General features: G+C 42.4%; 14 protein-coding genes. 2 read left to right on the forward strand and 12 right to left on the reverse strand.

Annotation, left to right across the window (positions count from 1 at the left end; genetic code table 11):
* Window positions 1–267: 267 nt before the first annotated feature.
* Window positions 268–3,069, reverse strand: a complete 2,802-nt coding sequence (gene secA / locus QL898_RS01815) for a preprotein translocase subunit SecA (RefSeq protein ID WP_290175586.1) — start codon at window positions 3,067–3,069, stop codon at window positions 268–270.
* A 462-nt stretch (window positions 3,070–3,531) separates the two neighbouring features.
* Here secA and mutS point away from each other — a divergent pair, with 462 nt between their 5' ends.
* Together mutS and fdxA are read left to right on the forward strand one after the other, a co-directional pair.
* Complete coding sequence (gene mutS / locus QL898_RS01820) at window positions 3,532–6,633, forward strand: DNA mismatch repair protein MutS (RefSeq protein ID WP_290175588.1); 3,102 nt, start codon at window positions 3,532–3,534, stop codon at window positions 6,631–6,633.
* A 97-nt stretch (window positions 6,634–6,730) separates the two neighbouring features.
* Window positions 6,731–7,054, forward strand: a complete 324-nt coding sequence (gene fdxA / locus QL898_RS01825) for a ferredoxin FdxA (RefSeq protein ID WP_075101791.1) — start codon at window positions 6,731–6,733, stop codon at window positions 7,052–7,054.
* 75 nt (window positions 7,055–7,129) lie between these two features.
* Here the strand turns inward: fdxA and QL898_RS01830 are convergent, their stop codons facing one another.
* The 11 genes from QL898_RS01830 to QL898_RS01880 all read right to left on the reverse strand — a co-directional run bounded on the left by QL898_RS01830 (window position 7,130) and on the right by QL898_RS01880 (window position 19,429).
* Window positions 7,130–7,579: a pilin gene (locus QL898_RS01830; RefSeq protein ID WP_290175589.1), complete on the reverse strand. Its 450-nt coding sequence runs from the start codon at window positions 7,577–7,579 to the stop codon at window positions 7,130–7,132.
* A 123-nt stretch (window positions 7,580–7,702) separates the two neighbouring features.
* Window positions 7,703–8,212, reverse strand: coding sequence for a pilin (locus QL898_RS01835; protein WP_290175590.1), 510 nt, complete (start codon window positions 8,210–8,212; stop codon window positions 7,703–7,705).
* Between the two features lie 304 nt (window positions 8,213–8,516).
* Complete coding sequence (locus QL898_RS01840; RefSeq protein ID WP_290175591.1) at window positions 8,517–9,044, reverse strand: type IV pilin protein; 528 nt, start codon at window positions 9,042–9,044, stop codon at window positions 8,517–8,519.
* On the reverse strand, window positions 9,038–9,541 hold the full coding sequence (locus QL898_RS01845) for a prepilin-type N-terminal cleavage/methylation domain-containing protein (protein ID WP_290175592.1): 504 nt from the start codon (window positions 9,539–9,541) through the stop codon (window positions 9,038–9,040). The genes QL898_RS01840 and QL898_RS01845 overlap by 7 nt, the downstream gene beginning before the upstream one ends.
* A gap of 1 nt (window position 9,542) precedes the next feature.
* Window positions 9,543–13,610, reverse strand: a complete 4,068-nt coding sequence (locus QL898_RS01850; protein WP_290175593.1) for a PilC/PilY family type IV pilus protein — start codon at window positions 13,608–13,610, stop codon at window positions 9,543–9,545.
* Between the two features lie 95 nt (window positions 13,611–13,705).
* A complete protein-coding gene (locus QL898_RS01855) occupies window positions 13,706–14,521 on the reverse strand; it encodes a PilX N-terminal domain-containing pilus assembly protein (protein WP_290175594.1) in 816 nt (271 codons plus the stop codon).
* Window positions 14,521–15,657: a PilW family protein gene (locus tag QL898_RS01860; RefSeq protein WP_290175595.1), complete on the reverse strand. Its 1,137-nt coding sequence runs from the start codon at window positions 15,655–15,657 to the stop codon at window positions 14,521–14,523. Before QL898_RS01860 ends, QL898_RS01855 begins: the two co-directional genes overlap by 1 nt.
* 1 nt (window position 15,658) lies before the next feature.
* Window positions 15,659–16,249 carry a type IV pilus modification protein PilV gene (gene pilV / locus QL898_RS01865; RefSeq protein WP_290175596.1) on the reverse strand — a complete coding sequence of 197 codons (591 nt, stop codon included), beginning with the start codon at window positions 16,247–16,249 and terminating at the stop codon, window positions 15,659–15,661.
* Window positions 16,249–16,743, reverse strand: coding sequence for a prepilin-type N-terminal cleavage/methylation domain-containing protein (locus QL898_RS01870; RefSeq protein ID WP_290175597.1), 495 nt, complete (start codon window positions 16,741–16,743; stop codon window positions 16,249–16,251). The genes pilV and QL898_RS01870 overlap by 1 nt, the downstream gene beginning before the upstream one ends.
* A 325-nt stretch (window positions 16,744–17,068) precedes the next feature.
* Window positions 17,069–17,905 carry a ComF family protein gene (locus QL898_RS01875; RefSeq protein WP_290175598.1) on the reverse strand — a complete coding sequence of 279 codons (837 nt, stop codon included), beginning with the start codon at window positions 17,903–17,905 and terminating at the stop codon, window positions 17,069–17,071.
* A gap of 75 nt (window positions 17,906–17,980) precedes the next feature.
* Window positions 17,981–19,429, reverse strand: coding sequence for a phospholipase A (locus QL898_RS01880; RefSeq protein WP_290175599.1), 1,449 nt, complete (start codon window positions 19,427–19,429; stop codon window positions 17,981–17,983).
* Between the last annotated feature and the right edge of the window lie 332 nt (window positions 19,430–19,761).

Consider the following 19,761-nt stretch of genomic DNA (forward strand, 5'->3'; position numbering starts at 1 on the left):
TTAATTCTCGCCCATTGGTCATCTCGTAGGGCATGGCGTCTTGTCATGAGGGTTTTACTCAGATTGCTAAATATAGAGTTACTATAGCTTATTCTAAAATAACTGTGCTAATTGATGACACGCCCTAGTCTAGCAAGTTTTAAGTTTGCATAAGTTATCTAACAGATATAAAAAAGCCCCTATCTACTTAAGATAAGGGCTTTTTCAGGTAAGAGCTTGCTTTAATAGCATTTCAGTATATAGCTAATAATTTTCCATAACTAACGATTAGATTTTACCATGACACTGCTTGTATTTAAGACCTGATCCACAAGGACACGCTGCATTACGACTGATATTCATACCTGCATATGGGTTTGGTTCATTAGCATTACTACCATTACCTGCTATAGCAGCACCAACGCCAGCTGCCGCAGCACCGCTGTTTAGAGTGCGGCTTTGTGGTTGCGGCTGAGCAGCTGAACCACTCGCATTGCTATCCAAGTTATCTACATCGTCATGCTCAAACTGCATTTGCATATGGGCAGCGTTCTCACGTTGCTGAATTTCTAATGCTTCCAGCTCTTCCTTGGTTGGGATATGAACACGTGATAAGTCTTGTACAGTCTCAGACTTAATTGCACCAAGCATCATTTGGAACAATTCAAACGACTCACGCTTGTATTCCTGCTCAGGGTTTTTCTGTGCATAACCCCGCAGATGAATACCTTTGCGTAGCTGATCCATTTGCGTTAAATGCTCTTTCCAATGCTTATCTAGACTCTGTAGCATGAAATGACGCTCAAGCTGAGCGGCGTCTTTTTCATCCATCTGCTCACGGCGACTGTGATAACGATCTATCGCCGTTTGAACGATTTTCTCACGCAGCCCTTCTTCATCCAGACGACGATCTTCATCCAACCAATCATTAATCGGCATCGAGATTTTGAATTCGTCTTCTAACTCGTCTTCTAAGCCGTCAATATTCCACTGATCATCAATAGATCCAGGTGGAATAAACTGATTGATCATCGCGTTATACACTTCATGATGCATCACTTCGATGGCTTCTAATAAGTCCATTTCTGCTAATAAATCATCACGCTGACCATAGATAACTTTACGCTGCTCATTGGCAACATCATCATATTTCAGTAGGTTTTTACGAGCATCAAAATCGCGACTCTCAACTTTGCCTTGCGCATTTTCGATCGATTTAGAGACCATTTTATGTTCGATGGCTTCATCTTCTTTGAGGCCCATCGCACGCATCATATTGACCACGCGATCGCCTGCGAAGATACGCATCAGATCATCTTCAAGCGATAGGAAGAAGCGTGACATACCAGGGTCACCCTGACGACCAGCACGACCACGTAGCTGGTTATCGATACGGCGTGACTCATGGCGCTCAGAGCCGATAATATGTAAACCACCAGCTGCTACGACTTGGTCATGTTTGACTTGCCATTGAGATTTTAGACGCTGCATCTCTTCTGGACTCACCGCATCGATATCTTCGATAAACGACTGCCAGTTACCACCAAGGATAATATCCGTACCACGGCCCGCCATGTTGGTGGCGATCGTGACTGATTTTGGGCTACCTGCCTGTGCGATAATTTCTGCTTCACGCTCATGCTGCTTGGCGTTTAGGACGTTATGTTTGACGCCCTCTTGGTCGAGCAAGTAAGACAATTCTTCACTGGCCTCAATCGTCGCTGTACCAACCAGTACTGGCGCGCCCTTGGCTTGAATTTCTTTAATTTCGCGAATGATGCCTTTGTATTTGCCTAACTTGGTTAAGAAAATCTGGTCATCCATATCGATACGAGCAATCGGCTCATGCGTTGGAATGACAATAACATCTAGATCGTAAGTAGATTTGAATTCGGCAGCTTCAGTATCAGCGGTACCCGTCATACCGGACAATTTGTCATATAGACGGAAATAGTTCTGGAATGTCGTGGTGGCAAGCGTTTGGTTCTCTGCTTGGATCTCAACGTTTTCTTTCGCTTCTACTGCTTGATGCAAGCCTTCTGACCAACGACGACCAGGCATAGTACGGCCTGTATTTTCATCAACGATGACCACTTCGCCTTCATCGACAATATAGTGAACGTTTTTGACAAATACGTGATGCGCACGGATGGCAGCTTGAACGTGAGCCAGAAGTGGCAGACGACTTGGGCTATATAAGCTTTCATTTTCACCCAGCTCGCCCACTTCGATTAAGAAGCGCTCGATTTTTTCGTAGCCTTTTTCACTGATCTCAATCTGGCGATTTTTTTCATCAATCCAGAAGTCTTCTTCTTCGTTGTTCTTGTTTGCTTCTTCATCTTTTGAACGAATCAGCACAGGAATAATCGTATTAATCAGCGCGTACATGCGTGATGAATCTTCAGCTTGACCCGAAATAATAAGCGGCGTACGAGCTTCATCAATCAAGATTGAGTCAATTTCATCGATAATACAAAAGTTTAGCGGGCGCTGTTTTTTCTCAGCAAGACTAAACACCATGTTATCGCGCAGATAATCGAAGCCGTACTCGTTATTGGTACCATAGGTAATGTCGGCTTGATAAGCTTCGATTTTTTCTTGTGGCGGCTGCTGTGAGTAAATCACACCAACAGTCATACCCAAAAATCCGAACAACGGACGGTTCAGCTCAGCATCACGTGCAGCCAAATAATCGTTAACCGTGACCAGATGAACCCCTTTGCCGCTGATCGCATTTAGGTACATGGCCAAGGTTCCCATTAGGGTCTTACCTTCACCAGTTTTCATCTCAGCGATTTTACCTTCGTGCAAGGTGATACCACCGATCAGCTGCACGTCATAGTGACGCATGCCATTAACACGTAACGATGCTTCGCGGCAGACAGCAAACGCCTCTGGCAATAATGCATCTAAGCTTTCGCCTTTTTGATGTCTGGCTTTAAATTCTTCAGTTTTTTGTTGTAGTTGCTCATCAGACAGGGCTTGTATTTCAGCCTCTCGTGCGTTGATCTTGCTGACCACTTTACGCATGCGTTTTAATTCGCGGTCATTTTTGGTGCCAACCACACTGCCTATAATCTTTGATAACATAATTTTTTGACCTATGGAATATTCGATAATTAGTGCGCATTAGCCAAAGCTTAGCTCTCTGCCTTGTCATCACCCGACTAAGTACTACCTAATTTAGTATCGCCCAATTAAGTGTGCCGTCATTATATATGGTTATGACGCTGATGGATACAAGGGCAACGAGTAGATATTTGCCACAGTAAAAACCTAGTAGGACGTGTTAAAATAGCGAATACCTTCTTAAATTTCTTAGCTTTTTTAGCGACTTTATTTATTTTTTACATTTTGATTTTTATAAGCTTGCTACCACTGCATCTTGGCTCAGAATTTGTCGTTAAGCCATTTATCTACAAGTGATTGGCTTATTGATAAAGCCAAAGCTCAAAGCTATACATCAAACTCATATATAAGAAAAATAACCCTTTAGTACCCCTATCACAAAATACTCATTACCACTCATTAAAGCACTATAAGAGACTCTGCATGACCGTAAAGCCATCTGGACAAAATCAGTCGTCAAATCCTAATCCATCAGAAAAACCCTTATCAAAACAAGAGAGCTCTGACTGCTTAAGTATAGGCGATGCCGTCTATAACCTAGCAGACCATACGCCGATGATGGTGCAATATCTAACCATGAAAGCCAACTATCCACAAGCATTGCTCTTGTACCGGATGGGTGACTTCTATGAGCTGTTCTTTGACGATGCTAAGCGTGCGGCGCAGATACTGGATATCACATTAACGCGCCGTGGTACGGATAAGGCAGGCAACACGATAGCCATGGCAGGTGTGCCGTTTCATGCAGCCGATAGCTATATGGCACGCTTGATCGCTGCTGGTCAGACAGTGGTTGTATGCGAACAAATTGACGAGTCGACAACTGGCAACGCTGATAATAAGTCTAATGTCCCTGCGATGGGCGACAAGCAAAAGAAAGACAAAAGCAAATCTGCTGCTGGTAGCATCATGCGCCGTGAAGTGGTTAAAACGCTTACCGCAGGTACTATTACTGATGACGCACTGATTGCCCCCAACCATACGCCGACTGTGGTCGCCATCGATATTGCGATTGTGAAAACGCAAGACAATATCCAGACGTTACAAGCAGCCGTTAGCCAGATGGATTTGGCTGCAGGTACACTGACTACCCAGACACTGATAGCAGATAAAAACGATATAGATCATCTGCAAACTCAAATGCTTACTGTATTAGCACGTTTTGCGCCCAGTGAATGCATCATTAGTGAAGCGCTTATTGATAGCGTTGGCGGCAGCACTGGAAGCACTGATTCAGAGTGGCTACTGTGGTTACGACGAAATTTGGACTGCCCTATTATAGAAGTGGCTGCCAATGATTTTCATCGTGGGCACGCTAATGACACGCTTTGTCAGCAGTTTGAGGTTCAGCGTCTCGATGGGTTGGGCATTGCTGAGGCTCCACTTGCGCAAACCAGCTGCGCTGCACTTATCCACTATGCCCGTCAGACTCAACAACGCCACGTGCCTCAAGTCAACCAACTCATTGTTGAGTACAGCGATGACTACCTAATTATCGATGCCAATAGCCAGCAAAATCTCGAGCTATTTACCCCAGTTAGTAGCAATGGCACTTCTTTGATATCTGTGCTGAATCATTGTCAGACTCCGATGGGTAAACGCCTACTTGTGCAGCAAATGAAACGTCCACTGCGTCAGCATTCACGTATCACTATGCGTCTAGATGCGATAACTTGTTTGCTAAACCCAGAGAGTGACTCAATTGAGTCAAAACAAGATATAAAAGATAGCTTACTGGTTACACGTTTACGAGAAACGCTGAATACTATTGGCGATATTGAGCGAATCAGCAGTCGAATCGGGCTAATGAGTGCCAAACCTCGTGACTTACGTAAGCTTGCCGATGGTATCGCTAGTAGCGCACAGCTGACTACTCTATTGACAACATCTGGTATCAGTCATGAAGACGCTGGCCTGCTACCAATGCTAATGCAGCAATTGCCAGCTCAGTTACCTGCTGTTCAATCTGTCGCCGAATTAATCGAGCGCGCTATTGTCATTGAACCACCTGCGCATATCCGCGATGGAGGAATGCTGGCAGCGGGCTTTGATGAAGAATTTGATCGCCTTACTCATTTGCATGACAATATTCAATCGACGCTAGACGAGATGGTCGAGCGTGCCCGTCAAGACAATCAATTACCGAGTCTAAAAGTCGGCTTTAATAAAGTTAGCGGTTTCTATTTTGAATTGCCCAAAATGCAGGCGAAGAATGCCCCTGCCCACTTTATCCGTCGGCAAACGCTTAAAAGCAGCGAGCGCTTTATCACTGATGAGCTAAAGGAAGTCGAGACAGAGTACCTAAGTGCCCAGTCCTTGGCGTTGGCTCGTGAAAAACAGCTATATCAAGAGCTGCTCACTCAATTAAACCAACATTTGGCTGAACTACAACAGCTTAGCGCGGCTATCGCCCAACTAGATGTGCTAAGCAATTGGGCCCAGCTTGCCATGACGTATAACTGGCAGCGCCCAATCATGGGGCTACATACAAAAGACCAAAGCGAATCGGTGACCAAAAATCAAACCAACATTGATATTCGTCAAGGTCGTCACGTTGTGGTTGAAGCGGCATTAAATCAAACCAACGCCAACAGTAGAAACGGTAATTCCTTAAGTACAAACTACTTTGTCGCCAATGACTGTGCATTAGGTAGTGATGAGCATGCTGAAAGACTGCTTCTGATTACCGGTCCTAATATGGGTGGAAAATCGACCTATATGCGCCAGACCGCGCTGATTGTACTGCTCGCACATTGCGGCAGCTTTGTGCCAGCAGCTAGTGCGCATATTGGTGATATCGACCGCATCTTTACGCGTATTGGTTCAGCTGATGACTTGGCAGGTGGCAAATCGACCTTTATGGTAGAGATGATTGAGACGGCCAATATCTTAAATCAAGCAACGAATAAATCACTGGTATTAATGGACGAAGTCGGTCGCGGTACTGCCACCACTGACGGTTTGGCCATCGCCCATGCCTGTGTCAATCGCCTAGTCGAGATTGGCTGCCTGACGTTATTTGCCACTCACTATTTTGAGCTGACCCAATTAACGAATGATATTGGCAAGCATCATACCGATATCCGTAACGTTCATGTAGCAGCTAGTGAAGTCGATGGTCAATTATTGTTATTGCATCAAATTAAAGATGGCGCAGCGAGTTCTAGCTTTGGGCTGCATGTCGCAAAAATGGCTGGTATTCCCACTCAAGTGCTAGAGGATGCTAAGCACTATTTAGCAGACAACTTACAGTCAGACCATTTAACCGTAGATAAAGCAAAAACTGTTGATGATAAAAATGAATTAGCTAAGTCAGTAAAGGATAAACGGCAAGAAAGTTATAGTGATACTACTCTAGATCAAGAAATAACTCATACTGCTCAAGCGACAGACATAATGGACAATTTAAAACAAAATCAGCTATTTAGCCTACAAGATGAGCTAAGCATGATTGATCCTGATAGTCTGACACCTAAGCAGGCGCATGATTTACTTTATCATTTGAAGAAAATCATTAGTCATTAAAGGGAATTGTCAAATCGTAGTAAAGGCGCTAAAATACGCTTTATTTTCGACTATTCTATTTAGCCAAAAGCCAAATCAATAACAGGTAGACATCACTATGACCTTTGTCGTTACAGATAACTGCATTCTTTGCAAATACACCGACTGTGTAGAAGTCTGTCCTGTGGACTGCTTTTATGAAGGCCCAAACTTTCTTGTCATCGATCCTGATGAGTGTATCGATTGCGCACTATGCGAGCCTGAATGTCCTGCCAATGCGATATTCTCAGAAGACGAGGTGCCGAAGGGGCAAGAGATATTTACTCAACTAAATGAAGAGTTGGCACAAAAATGGCCAAACATCACTGAGATGAAAGAGCAAATGCCAGAAGCCGCGAAATGGGATGGCGTGGAAGGTAAGATTCAGTATTTAGAGAAATAGGCTTTACTTTAAATTACTTAATATCTAGATAAATGAAAACCCCATCTAAGAGCGATATGCTATTAGATGGGGTTTTTATTGACAGTCTTGAGGTAAATAAAACTTTGATATGCCAGTAGACGCTGTGCAATGCCACTTACCATTTGCTGTTAAATTAAGACTTATATATTCATTTGATAGATAACTGAGATTTTGAATTTGACAAGTAACTGCATTAGGGGTAACAGCATCTGCATTAGGTGGTATCACACTAAACTGACAGTGCTTAGATTTTTCACCTACATTTAATCCAGTAGGACTGAATGCAGTTACTCCTGCCCCTTCATTCATTAACATCTGATACGGCGTTCGAAAATTATTAATCTCTTGATAAATAGTCATTATCTGTGTTTTTCGTATATGTGTCTGATAACCAACCATACTGATTGCTGCTAAAATACTGATAATAGCAACAGCAATCATTATTTCGATTAACGTAAACCCTGACTGTGACAACGGAATGCGGTTTGTATTCGATGACTCCATATCAAACAACCTCTTACGTTATAGGCTCTTAATGTGCTAGTTGTACTAACACGTATTTTAGATATAAAAAAAGCCAAACATCATGCTTGGCTTTTTTTATTTGCAGACTTTTATGAGTCGATATTAGCTTCTTAAGCTACAAGTGTTTGGACGTACAGCGTCTACTAGGTTTGATTTGCAATCCCATGCACCAGAATCAGGGTTGTAGACAAAATCAACTTCTTTACTAGCGATTCTATCATTTAAGCCATCACCCTTAGGTTTAAACACTGCAGTTAAAGTACAAATGTTATTGTCGACACTGCTAGTAATGTTATTCACGTATTTGCCGCTTAGAGTAAAACCATTTGCTGCTGCTAAAGCACCAGCTGGCTTTGCCGGTACATATCCGGGCTGACCTTCAGTTCCTTCAGCTGGTACAGCAGCGGCCGTACTACAAGCTGTATCTATACCAGAGGTAGCTGCGATATCGACGATACGTGTCTTTAAGCCACCTAGTAGAGTGATAGCTTCTGCTGCTTGCGCACGAGCGGTGTAATTCTGATATGCAGGTAAAGCAATCGCCGCCAAGATACCGATGATGGCAACCACGATCATTAGTTCGATTAAGGTAAAACCTTTTTGAGCGTTCATAGACATGTCCTTTTGGATAATATGGCAATAGAATTATTATCTAACTGCCAGCTATAAATATAATGTTTTTCTTACTATAGATGTTGCAGATAGTGTGCCAACATCAAAATCATCCTCATTTTACTTAAAAAATATCCTACAAACGCTTCAACTTGTTTTTGAAACCATTTAATGTCTTTTTTTATCGTTAATAGCGCTCAATGTTACCCTTAGTCTGCTGAAAATTGTCAATCATGTTTGTCTTTAACAACAAAAAGTAACTGACTGTGACAATTTTTGTCAGCACATTCATTTAGGTCTTTTATCACTTATTCCATTCATCGCTACTACCGCATTTTTTGATGGAGTCTACTATACGACATTTCTCGCCCTCACTATCCAAGGTCAATCTACCATCACTTGCCATACGCTGACCTGTCACTGGTGTGGCTATAATCGTCCATTCACGGCCTCCTAATGTACCCGTGCTTGTAGTCCAGTCTGTCTCTCCCCATGACCCTGTACCTACTGTCACTGTATATAACGCAGCACCCGAAACAGGAAAATTTGTACTACCGTCAGTAGCAACAGTAGATGAAAATATAGAGGAAAGTGGCACTCTATCATAGCGCTGATAGTTGATCTTATTTGACTCAATGCGACTGGCTATTTGATGCATTTCACTCATCATATCCGCACGATTGGTTCGCTCAATGTATCCTTGATAACTCGGGTAAGCAATAGCTGCCAAAACACCGATGATAGCAACCACTATCATCAGCTCTATCAGTGTAAATCCTTTCTGATTAACAGGCTCAACTGATACATTCTCTAATGATGCCGTATTTACCATGTTGTCGCTCCTGTACAATCTGCATCTGTAACATCGAAACTGCTACTACTTGCACAGCGTAACCCTTGACTTGAGAGCAAAAAATTATCCGCCCCTGTCAAATCCACTGGTGTGGCCACCATTATCCAGTTGTTAGCACGCCCACTTCCCTCATGGAGGGTGCTGAATGTCGGGGTATCACCTGTGATATGTCCAAGTGTAATAGTATAACGTGGATTATTATTAGGCTGATTGATTGCTCCCGTACTATTTGCGATAGCATCTGACTTAGGTCTGAACCCTTTGTAAGTCAAAGCTTTGGCACGCCATTGCTCAAGCTCATTTGAGAGAGAGAGCATTTTTCGCTGTACGTCTGCTTCCGCATTGCGAATAACAAAGGCGCGATAGCTTGGTATAGCAACAGCGGCTAATATAGCAACGATAGCGACCACAACCATCATCTCTATCAGAGTAAAACCTGACTGCATAGCATGACGGCTGCTTTTTGGCACTGGCATCTTAGTTTTCCATCCAACTTAATGGGTTAATTCGCTGATCGACATTGACACCCGCATCCGCGTCACAGTTAGGACCCACGCACTGATTAACGTCACTACAGTCATCTCCTGTACAGATAACTTCTGGTTCGCAGTCATCACCTTCACAATAATTTTTTAACGAGGTAAAGGTAGAGGTATCATTGTACTGACTAACGATATTATCAACGATACCCAAACCAGCACTATACGATGAGCGTGATGTCAGTATTTCAGACTTTGTATTGTCAAGGCAAACACCATAAGGCAAACAGGTACGCTCACGTTGTGTTTCTCCGATCACACCCGCACTACAAGTATTGGCTGCTTGACCTTCATCTGGATTAAAAGAAGAAGATATCAACACACCAGCAATAGCATCTGGTTCGTTAAACATTTTAAGCTTATACTTGCCGCCTATTTTTGCATCTTCATCTAGCCAATGTGTTAGAGGCATATACCAGCCTTGAATAGTATTGTTTTGCATACGCGCTCTAATACCATTCGTGCCTAAATCTGCATCAGTAAAAGTGAGCTGTTGTAGCTTGTCATTTCTGGTACTCGTCCCTGCAACCTTGATGACTGGTGTACGTAAGTTCAGCGTTGGCGCAGTTTCTGTACCATAGTAAAACAATTCGTTGCGGCTGACATCTTTGTCTATGATGCTATACAACGCATCCGGTTTAGTTCTCTCTGCTGATACTGGGCTACTACGATCTCCTGTGCCTACTGTCACGATCGCTTGTACGCCTGAGTACTGTCCTGTTTGATTGTCATCGTCTATATAAGCGTGTGTACCATTATGGAAGGTAATCAATGGGCGCTCATAGATGCGAGGAGGTGCATCTCCGTCTGATGCTTGGTCACTAACGTCTAATACTTTTACCACACGGTCTACTTTAAAGTTTGCAGTATCTGCATTGTTGTTGATATCAGCGCGCCAAACCTGCCCACCTAAGTCAGCAAAGTAGATATGGTCAATCAAGCCATCATAATTACGATCCAAAGCTCTGACCTGCGTCACTACACTGTGCTTAAGATCATCGGCTTGTGAGTACTGTAACGAGGGAGTAGTAGCATTAGAGGCCGCCGTGATGTTACTACCGCTATTACTTGCCCACCAAAGTAAATTGCCATTGTTGGTAGAAGTTTTTACGGTTTCTTCTTTACTTGTCGCATCTGTTTCGACTTCACCCACTTGTACCATATACATGGCATTACCTTGAGCTTTTGATTTATCTGCACAACTTTCGCTATCTGCGTTATCTCCTAGCTTAAATTGTGGATTTTCATAACAGTCATCATAACCACCCGGCAAAAAGCTGACCATGACTTTTTTGCCACCACTTTTGACATAACCCAGCGTCGGCTTACCCCATGTCTGTCCCATGCGAGCATAGGCTTGTTGCTCAACCGATGTATTATTGGTCACACCATTTTTTGTACCACTCAGCGCTGTCGTATCACCCTTTAGGCGATTGGCATAGTTTGATCCCACACTATAGATCATTTTGGGTGATTTAGGGTTTGAGACATCTAGGGCATAATACATTGACCCGCCCATACGTAGTCCACCTAATGCAAAGCTCTGAGACGCTTCGTAACTATTTGTGGTCTGCGCACTTTCACCTTCTCCCTCAGTAGTTGCTTTTACGGTATAGGATGCATAGGTTAGCCAAGGTGCATCGACACCATAAGGATAGCTACCATTTACTGCACTACCCTCGCCACTGATGGCATCAGGCTGCAGCTCTAGTATCTGTTTTGGAATAAAGGTAAAAGTTTCCTCACCAGTACTGTCGTCCAACATGTGTAGTGCACCATCCATAGAACCGTAGAGCACATAATCCTTACGACTGCTCACATCGAACTTACCTGCCCCATCAATATTAACCTTTTGAGTAATCAGCTGCGGTATAGAGTGTAAAACACCACCGATATTCTTTAATGATTTATTTTTTGTTGCATCGAGCGCGACGCCATCTGTGACACCAATGTCTGATACCGGATAACCCATAAAGTTTAGCAAAGCGCGCTTTTTCTTATTTTGATCGCTTTCATTACCAGATAGTGGATTGAGTGCGTCAAAATTGTTAGGTACATTGGCTACATCGACTGTCAAGTTAACAAGCGCGCTTCCACTATCAACAAATAGATTGCGATCACCAGTAGTAGGCGGAGTCGCGTTTTCAAACACTTTTTGATAGGCACCGCCCACTTGCGGCCTACCTTGATCTGGTATTAGAGCACCTGAGAGAGTATTCCACAGGTCATGAGTGTTAGTGGCAAATTCACCATCTGTATTGGAAAAAACAGGGTTGTTATCCGCGCCGAAAAGGGTTGCATTTTTTACTTTATATTTTTTTAGGTTGCCATTCCATAGCAATGGTGATCTTGGTACTGGCTCAAGTATCGGTAAGTAGGCAAAGCCACGTGACTTTAATCCACTTAAGCTATCTAGCGGTACTGACATCGTCCCTGTCGATATGGGCTGGATGACATTGTCACCCAGAGATTTTGCAAAACTTTTTACACTGTCAGAGATATCCTTGCTCTCTTTGGTATAGTAAAACCCGCCTTCACCGAACTCATAGCCCTTTTCACCCAGTTTGCATAAGTTTTTGGCGTCCCTATCCGACACACCGTCACAGTTATACACTTCTCGTGCTTCCACTGTGCCGTTATCAAGCCTCACATTTTTGGTTACTTTCGGTATTTCAGATAATGTCTGATAAACGCTACCAAAGCCGACGGTCGCCGTCTTTATCGCTGTCTTTTTAGAATTACTGATACTGTTTAATAGTGGGCCATACTCACCAATACACTGCCAACCTGAGGCATTGCCAAACCTAGCGCCTGAGTTTGCTAGATCGGAATTGCATGAGTTCCCCATAGTTAGCGTACTATTTGACAAACTATTGTTCATTAAATTAATTGTTTCGTCAGATGCTACGTTTGGTTCACCATCAGTCAAAAAGTAAATACCGTAGCCGTTGCATTGATTGTCTGACCCATCAATGGGGGAGTTATACGTTGTCGCATTTTTGGTACTATCTTCTGATCGCGAAAAACCACTCTCAGAATTGGCTCCTGAATCTCTTTCTACTTCTCTATAATAGTGATATCTCGTTCCAACGTTACGGACTGAAACTTGTTTAATCTTACTTGGATCAGTTTCGTAGTCTCCCAATAAACTAAAGTTAATCTGGCTACGAGAGCTAGTGTTTCCATCTATATAATCGTAACGGTTAGATTTACAGTCAGAGTATGTATCACCGTTATATGTATACGTGTCTGAGCTCACACTTTCACACTTATATAAGTAGTACTTTCGATTGTTTGCACTGCGATACTCTAAATAACCTACTTCCTCATATACTGTTTCAGTCTCTGTTACCTGAGTATTAGTCCCGAGCATGTAAGCTCCTGCCTCGGCGTAAGCATTGGCGATCGGTGTAAATGTCTCTGGTTGTAGATCAACCAACTTTCCAAGCAGTTCTTTTCTATTTGCAAGCGTTAGAGGCATGGCTGGCGCATCTATTTTACCGCCACCTTCTCGGCTATCCCCAAAAAAGCTACCAAAGCCAATCATATATTTATCAAGGTTCGTCTCAGCACCAAATCCTTCATCACTTTTGGGGTTGGCAAACATAGGAATCAATGCCATCTTTAAACGTGATATGCGATCGAAATACAGCTTATCGTTGCTCACACGATAATACACTCTGTAACTCACAGAAGAGCCATTGATTTCTATACCATTGTTATCATAAATAGGTTGTGTAATATCATACTGATAAGTATTTCCTGTTATACCATAGTCATTATTGATGCTGTCAGACTGCCTTGTATAACTCATACTGATTGAGTTATCCAGCATCATGGTGATGACAACCTTGCCGCCCTCTGGTGCTTGGTATATCTCAAGATCACTGGCATGATTGACGCTACTGGTTGCTGATGCCAGTATGGCAAGCGACAGTAATTTTATAGACCGTTTTTTTGTCATGGTGTAGGACGCATTAATTTTTTTACCGCGTGAGATTTTCATAATAACCACCTGTATGATTTGATTTCGGTCTATAAAACCTACCGCTTTTACTTAATCTATTTTAAAAAAATCATCTGCAATGCGTTAACTGATCTTTAGCTGCCAGAGAGACACTCTACGCCTACAGGCTGATTGATATACTGCTGTTGATGTGTCTGAAAAGGCACACCTAATGCAGCAAGACAGGTATCAACGGTAGATGCTCCTGTACGTGGCTGCTTAAAACAACCCGCAATAGTCGCTGTTCCTGTACTACTTGCATCGCCTAACGGTACATCAGAAAAAGCAGGTATGACTGATGTTGCATAACCTTCAAACTTAGTACAACTGATAGTAGCGTTCCCACCTGTTTCTGGTTTTGTAAAATCACCTGAGTAAGTACCTACTACCTCTCGTACAAATGCACCTTCTGAACTTGAGTCATCAGGTCTGACAAATGACAATTGTGTGATAACTCGACCTTCGCTCACATAGTCATTGCTGTCACTAGGGTCACAATATCCATTATTTCGATTTGTCAGTAAATCGCCATTTTCATTACGCTCACTGATCTCGAGAATACTGAATAATCGAGTACTACGTGGTCGCACACATAAACTCACTTCATGACCAGCTCGTTCTATATTTGACATATAACCTTTGAGTACATCGATATCCTCTCGACTATTACTTAGAATTCGATCTTCTTTTTCTACTTTCATAAACGCTGCATCATTTGCTTGAAACAAAAGCTGATTGACTTGGCCTGCTGTTGCCACTCTAAGGTCTGTGGTACTTTGCCGAACGGCTATCGCTCCTACGATCAATATCAATATCAATACCAGTAGTACCACGATGAGTACGGCACCAGACTCCCTATGCATAGTGGTTGCAATTATTTTCTGTCGGTCTGTTCTGATCTGATTGTTCATTACAACCCACCTCTCGCGTTGCGAATCAGTACAGTGCTTTCGTACACATTACGCAGATTTTTTGGTCCAGATACCGTTGCAGCGTTTAAGCTTTGATCACTTTTATCAAGTATGGTAAATCTCAGAGCATTGTTGTCTTGTGCTGTTGCAGTGGGATTGTCTGAGCGTGCCAATATACCGAACTGTATACCAAAAATACGCTGGTCATCGAGAATACTTAGATCTGTTGGTATTGGCGTATAAGCTATACGTGCACTAGCAGGATCAGTCGCAAAATCTGTACTGGACGATATACCTAACATCACTCTAAAGTAGTCTACATTAGGAATGATGACTGTGCCGTCCTCTGTCAGATTGTTAGACTTCACTTTCGCTGCTACTGCTGGCACAGCGGCTGCCGTAGGCGGTGTAGTTACCGCCGGAATTGCAGGAACTGCTGGTACAGTATATTCCTTTATATCAATACCTGTAATGCTTCCAGCAGTTGCTTCATCATAGTCGTAAATGGCTGATGCACATGCTAGGCCTGCATCTCGAACAAAATAACGCTCAATCACATAAAAACCTTCTGGTATTGCAGCGCCTTCACAATCAAACATACTTGCAGAACCTGCCTGATACTGAATAGTTAGCTGGTCACTATTGTCTATACCATCCAGATTACTTTTGCTCTTTGCTGACTGATTCTGAGTTAGCCATTCTGATGAAATGGCAGCTCCATCTAACACTAAACCCGATAAATTGTCTGTTAGCCAGTTTTTGGCTCCACCGCTTACAAGAGGTGTTCCAGTAGGCGCAGTCAGTACAACGCCCCCTTGCGGTGTTCTATGATTCATAAAATATTCATCAAAAGTCGCTGTTGGCTTGGCACCATAATTGGCACGCCTGATATGCTTTTGCATTTGGGCCAAGCCAAAAGTTGCATTGTCTTGAATCTGTGAGCTTGCTTCTTGTCTACGGCTGTTTACAGAACTGGTATAAAAAATCTGAAGCGCAGCAGCTGATATTAGTAGACCTAATACCAGCGCTATCATCAGCTCAACCAAAGTAAAACCACTGTTACGAGCAGAAGGCTTAGATATATGACTCAAATATGATGTAGGCTGCTTGATACACGTATGAACGATCGTCTTCATATTATATCTCCATCATCATACATGTCGCCTTGACGTGATAATTACCACCAGCCGCTTCTACAACATCATCCTCACCCACTACTCTTTCAGTGAGACAATCGATTTCACCATCTGTACCGATAGTAGGTGTGGTATCGCCCCACGCTGCAATAAGACAGTAAGAGAACATAATGTTGTTTGCCGCATCTGTACCTGTACCGCCTGTATTAGGGCAAGGATGCATCTGAATCTGAAAATCATAGTTAGCCAGTTCTGTTTTAAATAGATAGCTTTCAGCTTCAGCAACCTCCGCTGGGGTACAGAGCGCCGTTATTGCCTCACCATTTAGACCGCACTGCTTAGCTGGCGCACTATTGGCAGCAGAAGCGTTTATCTGATTTTCGTAAGTCGCTATACCAGAAGGATTGGCTCGTATCTTTTCGGCTATTGTGCGCATTATTACTAGAGATTGAGTGCGCTCATATGCTTCATTTGTTGACTTAATAGCCTGGCCCTGTAAAGCTGTGTAGCCCAGTACGGCTACTGTTAATAACAATAGCGCGACCATCACCTCAATTAGCCCTACACCCTTCTGCGTAGATTTTGCTACCATCAGCAGCTCCCAGTGTTTGTAGTATCGATATTAGCAATTTTATTAACACGTACTTGCCCAAGCGTTTCGTTGCTAGATCCACTATCACAGATGGAATATGATATATCATCATCACCAGCAATCAATTTATTTGGCTGAAAAATAACCGCCGTTACTGTTGTAGGTGTAATACTTACCGTGCTGCTTGCACTAATGTCATAACTAGATATGTTGGCACCACTCGCCTGTAAAGTAATCGTATTGGCAGTGTTGTTATATGCGACCGTTACATTTTGTCGACGAATAATGCTCTCAGCTTTAGCTTCTTTTAGAGCAGTTTCTATTACTGACGCCGTTAACTTCACGCGCTGATTTGCAAGTTGGGTACTAATATTCGGCGCTGCAATACTCACAATAATGGCAAGAACAGCAATGGTTACTATCAATTCAATCAAGGTAAAACCTGAGCTTACGTTCTTTAGCTTAGGTAGTGGAGTGTTCAAAGATGCATTCACATCGTATTCCTATTTAAAACTGCAATTATCTGTCTTTTACTTACGTCATATTGATTATGAGTATCTTATATTGTTACCTTACTACCATGATTTTCTACATATATTTATTTAATAACATGCAATTTTCATTCCACGATATTTAATGAATATCACCTAAGAATGCCTATAGGTGCTTTCCGGTGTCCTTGACTTATATATTAGTTCACCAAAAGACCGCTTAAAAATTTAGCTCAGAACAACAAATTAATGTACATCTCTATAATAATATAGCGTTAAGGAAATATATTAGCAATAATTAGATATTACTGACAAAAATATACTAGGTTTAGGATTTGCTGCCATGGGCTAACACGTAAGCAAAAATTTGATAACTATTATGACTGCTATCCTTTGCTGGTTTTACTTCCGCAGGTGGAATGAACGCTCGCGCTAGTGCTTGTAAGCTTGCACCTGTGGTAGATACGTCATCAAATAGTAGTAAGCGTTTTGTAGGAGGGCTTTCGATTAGAGCAAAAGCGTTATCTAAGTTGCTAAGACGTTCAGCACGAGTCAGTCCTTGCTGACTAACTGTATCGTCAATACGCTTAACGCTTTGCCATAAAGGAATTTGCCAATGTTTAGACAATTGAGCAGATAGAATACTGACAGGATCGAACCCACGTTTGACCAATCGTTGACTTGTCGTTGGCATAGCAACAATCACGCTGTTATTGCGATGACAACCGTGTGGTCGCGGTAACTGACGTATGGTATGTAATAGTAACGGCAATTTCGTCATATCCTCTTGATGTTTAAATGCTCGGATAGCTTGACGTATTGGATACTCGTAGTAAGTAGAAGCTTGGATAGATAGAGATACGCTAGGAGCGATATCAACTTCAAACGGTCTTGGCAACCAAGTGATATCGTTGTGACAGTGAGCACAAAGTAAACCACTGCTCAAATAGCTGTTTGCTAGATGAATGATATCAGTAAGAAAAGAGTGTTTCTTTAAAGCTGTCCGTGTAGGCGGCATATCCGTTATATTATCTAGGCTAGATTGCGCTTGATGATGCAGTAGTTGAGATTGTGGTGTACTACGATAAATACGGCATAGTTGGCAGCGCATATCCATATACTCTGCCAACCACAGTCCAGTTTGATAAGGCGCTAAGCGGCGCATAAACTATTATTTGTCATAACTTATCATAAATTTCACTTATATTAGAGCCTTTCTCAAATTGATGCCTTTTCCGAATTAAAGCCCTTTCCAATCATTCAGTACAATACCAAAGCCGATAGAGGTATTTTCATGATTATAATCAATGATCGACTCACCATAACCCTGGAATAGCTGAACCATACCATTAACGTTCTCTGAGATAGGATAGATATAGTCGATTTGCGCAGCACCTTTATTGGTACCTGGATTGTAGCGCAAGGTACCGCTAATGCTCTGATCAGCCGGCAAATCATACAAGAATTTGATATCACCGTAGCCCATGTAGTCTTCGATATCTGGATTATCGTCATCGCTACTACTTTCGTTATTTACTCGAGCCCATAGGCGCGGTATGACTGAGAGTCTGCCCCACTCTGCGCCTGCCATGAGGTAAGCACGATTCCATGAACGTGATAATGGATCATCTTGTCCATTCGAGTGATGGACAGCACCTGCGCCCAACATACGCAGACGTCCACCAAAAGGAAGATCTGCTGTCACAGGTTGGGTTAAGAATATTTCAGGTTGATAATCGGTAGCACGGAATGGACGTGAGTTGTCTTCGTTATAAACTTGCCAATGTGATTCTTGAGTATAGCCAAACCATAGGTCAGCACTGGTATCAAACAAATCTTCTGCGACTTTTGTTTTTAAGGATAATTGGAACTTTAGCTCAGTCTCACGTATGTCATTAGAATCAAAAGGATCTGTTTCTTGTGATGGTGTGCTTGGATTTAAATTGGGATCGAAAGTATAAAATAATGGCAACAGATACGTCGGTCGATATGGTCTAACCGTCCAAGTACCACGCTCACTGTTTTTATCTAGGTCATAAGATAGACTGAGTGGCGAGAATTTTTCGATGTCTGTTTGAGTGACACCGACATTTTCTAAAATCTGTGCCTCGCTATTCGTTTCAGCATCTACTTCTACGTTGCCATTTGCCTTCAATTTGCTGGCTGCTGTTTGCTGACTGGTCATTAAAATGGTATCTGCATCTTCAACTGTAGTCCCACTCATCGCCGTTTGAGACTCAGCCAATATCACTTTTGGATTACCTGAGACCGTACTTTGAAAGGTCTTTGCCAAATCAATTGGTTGTTTGTTTGAGGTATAGCTTGGTGTCTTACCTTGTTCAGCTACCTTATCAAAACAAGCGAGGCGAGCAGCACTAGACTGGACTTGCGTACATTCAGAAAACAGCTTGGCTTGCTGAGCAATAAATTCTTTGCTAATTATTTTGCCATTTTGTGTACCCACATCAGAAGATATCGCACTGTTATCGAGACTCTGTGATAGGTCAAGACCCTCGTATTCAAACGCAGCTTCGGGTGCTGGCAGTTCGTTATAGGTTTGAGAATCATCAGCAGCTTGTACTTGTATCGCGGTACAACTCAACGCAAGCGCAACTGCAATACGAAGAGGCATAGGTGCATTCTGGTAAGACGGCTGTTGGTGACGCTGAGTAATGGTATGGGCAAACATAAGTGTCCTTTATCTAACTAGCATTAGCGCTAGCAGAGTATATGAGGTAATTAATATGGCCATTAGCGTTATCGCTAAAATAGAATTGACTGAGACTATCAGCTAATCGCAGATGTTAGGAGCGGAAAAAATGACAATTAATGCCCCTGCTGCATTGTTTCCTTATTGTAATGAAAATATAAGCACGTTACTAGCTTTATCGATAGTTAAAATAAGCACCTATTAATATAATTGCTTATATAACAAATACTTAATATATATTCTATAGTATGAATTTAATAGTACTAAAAAAGCCAGCATACCTTTCTTAGTATACTGGCCTTCTTAATATT

The organism is Psychrobacter sp. APC 3279, assembly GCF_030407795.1.
Lineage (GTDB): Bacteria > Pseudomonadota > Gammaproteobacteria > Pseudomonadales > Moraxellaceae > Psychrobacter.